Source organism: Roseisolibacter sp. H3M3-2, assembly GCF_029211165.1.
Lineage (GTDB): Bacteria > Gemmatimonadota > Gemmatimonadetes > Gemmatimonadales > Gemmatimonadaceae > Roseisolibacter.
On the sequence record NZ_JARGEK010000465.1, the window covers coordinates 1 to 3101 of the forward strand.

Below are 3101 nucleotides of genomic sequence, written 5' to 3' on the forward strand. Positions count from 1 at the left end.
CGCGCGCACCGCGACCGCGCCGTCGCCGTCGGCGGCGGGGGTGCGCCGCGCGCGCTCCAGCAGCGCCTCGCCCGCGGGCGTGAGCCGCACGCCGCGCGACAGCCGCTCGAAGAGCGGCGCGCCCAGCTCCCGCTCGAGGTCCTGCAGCTGGCGCGACAGCGCGCTCTGCGCGACCAGCAGGCGCTCCGCGGCGCGGCTGACGTTCGCCTCCTCCGCGACGGCCACGAAGTAGCGCAGGTGACGGAGCTCCATGCGCCCAAGATGCACCGCCGCGCCCGCCGGGCAAGGCGCGCCGTCATCGCCGCGAGGCATGGCTACGCTCGCAACGAAGTGTTGGACGCGTCGCGGGGGGCGGCGCCATCGTGGCCGTGCGCTCCACGCGCACCACTTCACGCGCCGACCGATGCCCACGCCCACGCCCGACACCCGAGAGGACCGCCCGCCGCAGCCGTTCGTGCGCGCCGGCGGCGCGCCGGGGCTCGTGCGACACACGGGCGCGCGCGTCCACGTGCTGGTGCGCGCGGCCGACACCGACGGCGCCTGGGGGATGCTCGACCACGCGATCCCGCCGCGCGCCGAGGGCGCGCCCCCGCACCGCCACCGCGCCACCACCGAGGTGCTGTACGGCGTCGAGGGCGAGGTGGTGCTGACGCTCGACGGGCGCGACGTGCGGCTCCTCCGCGGCGACGCCGCGGTGGTCCCGCCGGGGGTCGTCCACGCCTACCGCAACCGCTCCGACGCGCCCGCCGCGGTGCTGCTCCTGTACATGCCCGGCGGCCTCGAACGCCACGCCGAGGTGCTGGCCGCGCTCGCCGGGTCGAGCGAGCGCTGGCCGCCCGACGCGGCGGCGCTCGCCGAGGCCGCGGCCCCGTTCGACCTGCTGGCGCCGCCCTGACGGGGCGCCCCGCTCCACCCGACCGACCGTGGACGCCGCGATGCACCGGGCGCGGCGCCCTTCCACCACCACCCCGGCGCATCCCACGACCATCCCGAGAGAGTAGCCATATGCCTCGCTTCATGGTGCAGCGCACCTTCCCCGAAGGCCTCAACGTCCCCGGCACCGCCGCCGGCGCCGCCGCCTGCCTCGACATCGTCGACTGCAACGCCACCTTCGGCGTGACCTGGATCCACTCGTACGTCACGGAGGACCGCCGCACGTCGTTCTGCGTGTACGACGGCCCCTCGGCCGACGCGATCGCCCGCGCGGCGACGGCCAGCGGCCTGCCGTGCGACGAGTGCACGCCGGTGCGCGTGCTCGACCCGTACTTCCACGTCGCCGCCGGGGAGGGCTGACCGATGCGACGACTCCTCCTGGGCCTCGTGCTGGCGGCGGCCTGCGCCGCCCCCGCCGAGGCGCCGATGGGCGCCGACGCCCGCGCGGCGCGGTCGGCCCACGCCGACCACGCGTCCACGCTCACCGCCGCGCAGCGCGCGGCCGTCGCGCAGGTCCGCGCGGCGACGGCACGCTTCCACGACCTCGCGACGGCGGACGCCGCCGGCTACACGGCGCAGTACCCGGCCGGGTGCGCCCGCTCCGACGCCGGCGCGCAGGGGATCCACTACCTCAACCCCGGGCTCGTCGACGCGACGATCGAGCTGCTGCGTCCCGAGCTGGTGATGTACGAGCCGGGCCCGAACGGGCAGATGCAGCTGGTGGGCGTCGACTACGTTGTCCCGTTCGACGCGTGGGAGGGCGACGCGGCGCCGACGCTGCTCGGCATGCCGTTCATGCGCAACGAGCCGCTCGGCGTGTGGGCCCTGCACATCTGGGCCTGGCGTCCGAACCCGAGCGGGATGTTCGCGATGTGGAATCCGGACGTGAGCTGCGCGCGCGCCGAGTGACCCGGCGCACGCGACCCGGGGCGGCGCCCGGGCGGGAAGTCTCCGCCCGGGCGTCGTCTGGCCTCCCCGCCCCGCCGGACGCAGCTTGGGGCACCCCACCCGCCCCCACCCCCCCCGCGACCGAGCGCCCGATGACCGCCCCGCTGACCGTGCGCGACCTGCACGACGTGGCCGCGCAGCGCCTGCCGCGCATGGCGTACGACTACTACGCCAGCGGCGCCGAGGACGAGACGACGCTCGCCGGCAACGAGGCGGCGTGGGCGCGCGTGCGGCTCCGCCCCCGCTGCCTGGTCGACGTCTCGGCGCGCGACCTGTCGACCACGGTGCTCGGCCGCCCGGTCGCGATGCCCGTGCTCGTGGCGCCCACCGCATTCCAGCGCATGGCGCACCCCGACGGCGAGCTGGCCACCGCGCGCGCGGCGGCGGCGCAGGGGACGGTGATGGCGCTCAGCACCCTCGCCACCTCGACGCTGGAGGACGTGGCCGACGCCTACGACGCGGCGCGCGGCGCGCGGGGCGGCCGCTGGTTCCAGCTGTACGTCTACCGCGACCGCGGCGTGACGCGGGCGCTCGTCGACCGCGCCGAGGCGGCGGGCTACGACGCGCTCGCGCTGACCGTCGACGCGCCGTTCCTCGGCCGCCGCCTGCGCGACGTGCGCAACGGCTTCGCGCTCCCCGCCGGGCTCTCGGTCGCCAACCTCGCCGGCCACGGCAAGGGGGCGGTGGACCGCGCGCTCGGCGACTCGGGGCTCGCCGCCTACGTGGCGACGATGCTCGACCCGTCGCTCACCTGGCGCGACGTCGAGTGGCTGCGCTCGATCACGCGGCTCCCCGTGGTCGTGAAGGGAGTCGTGCGCGGCGACGACACGCGGCTCGCCGCCGCCCACGGCGCGTCGGGGGGCGTCGTGTCCAACCACGGCGGCCGGCAGCTCGACGGCGCGGTGGCCACCGCCGACGCGCTGCGCGAGGTCGCCGACGCGGCCGGCGACGCGCTGGAGGTGTTCGTCGACGGCGGCGTGCGGCGCGGCAGCGACGTGCTCAAGGCGCTGGCGCTCGGCGCGCGCGCGGTGCTCGTCGGCCGGCCGGTCCTGTGGGGGCTGGCGCGCGACGGCGAGGCCGGCGTCGCCTCCGCGCTCGGCATGCTGCGCTCGGAGCTGGACCTCGCGATGGCGCTCGCGGGGTGCGCGACCGCGCGCGACGCGACGCCCGACCTGGTGGCCTGACGGCGGCGCTCAGGCGTCGGCGCGCGCGCGCACGCC

Annotated in this window: 5 protein-coding genes; 4 read left to right on the top strand and 1 reads right to left on the bottom strand. The window is 77.7% G+C overall.

Going from position 1 to position 3101, the window contains the following annotated elements; genetic code table 11:
- Positions 1–252 (bottom strand): LysR family transcriptional regulator (locus tag PYV61_RS23050; protein ID WP_275836110.1); only part of this gene is annotated, 252 nt, incomplete at its 3' end.
- Positions 253–403: 151 nt separating this feature from the next.
- On the opposite strand from PYV61_RS23050, the gene PYV61_RS23055 reads away from it, so the two are divergent.
- The 4 genes from PYV61_RS23055 to PYV61_RS23070 all read left to right on the top strand — a co-directional run bounded on the left by PYV61_RS23055 (position 404) and on the right by PYV61_RS23070 (position 3065).
- Positions 404–895, top strand: a complete 492-nt coding sequence (locus PYV61_RS23055; RefSeq protein ID WP_275836112.1) for a cupin domain-containing protein — start codon at positions 404–406, stop codon at positions 893–895.
- 110 nt (positions 896–1005) lie between these two features.
- Positions 1006–1293, top strand: coding sequence for a DUF4242 domain-containing protein (locus PYV61_RS23060; protein WP_275836114.1), 288 nt, complete (start codon positions 1006–1008; stop codon positions 1291–1293).
- 3 nt (positions 1294–1296) lie between these two features.
- Positions 1297–1842 carry a hypothetical protein gene (locus PYV61_RS23065; RefSeq protein WP_275836116.1) on the top strand — a complete coding sequence of 182 codons (546 nt, stop codon included), beginning with the start codon at positions 1297–1299 and terminating at the stop codon, positions 1840–1842.
- A 131-nt stretch (positions 1843–1973) separates the two neighbouring features.
- Positions 1974–3065 carry an alpha-hydroxy acid oxidase gene (locus tag PYV61_RS23070; protein WP_275836118.1) on the top strand — a complete coding sequence of 364 codons (1092 nt, stop codon included), beginning with the start codon at positions 1974–1976 and terminating at the stop codon, positions 3063–3065.
- Positions 3066–3101 lie beyond the last annotated feature (36 nt).

Coding starts and splice junctions, on each gene's coding strand:
- PYV61_RS23055 (WP_275836112.1), top strand. CDS start 404: ATGCCCACGCCCACGCCCGACACCCGAGAGGACCGCCCGCCGCAGCCG.
- PYV61_RS23060 (WP_275836114.1), top strand. CDS start 1,006: ATGCCTCGCTTCATGGTGCAGCGCACCTTCCCCGAAGGCCTCAACGTC.
- PYV61_RS23065 (WP_275836116.1), top strand. CDS start 1,297: ATGCGACGACTCCTCCTGGGCCTCGTGCTGGCGGCGGCCTGCGCCGCC.
- PYV61_RS23070 (WP_275836118.1), top strand. CDS start 1,974: ATGACCGCCCCGCTGACCGTGCGCGACCTGCACGACGTGGCCGCGCAG.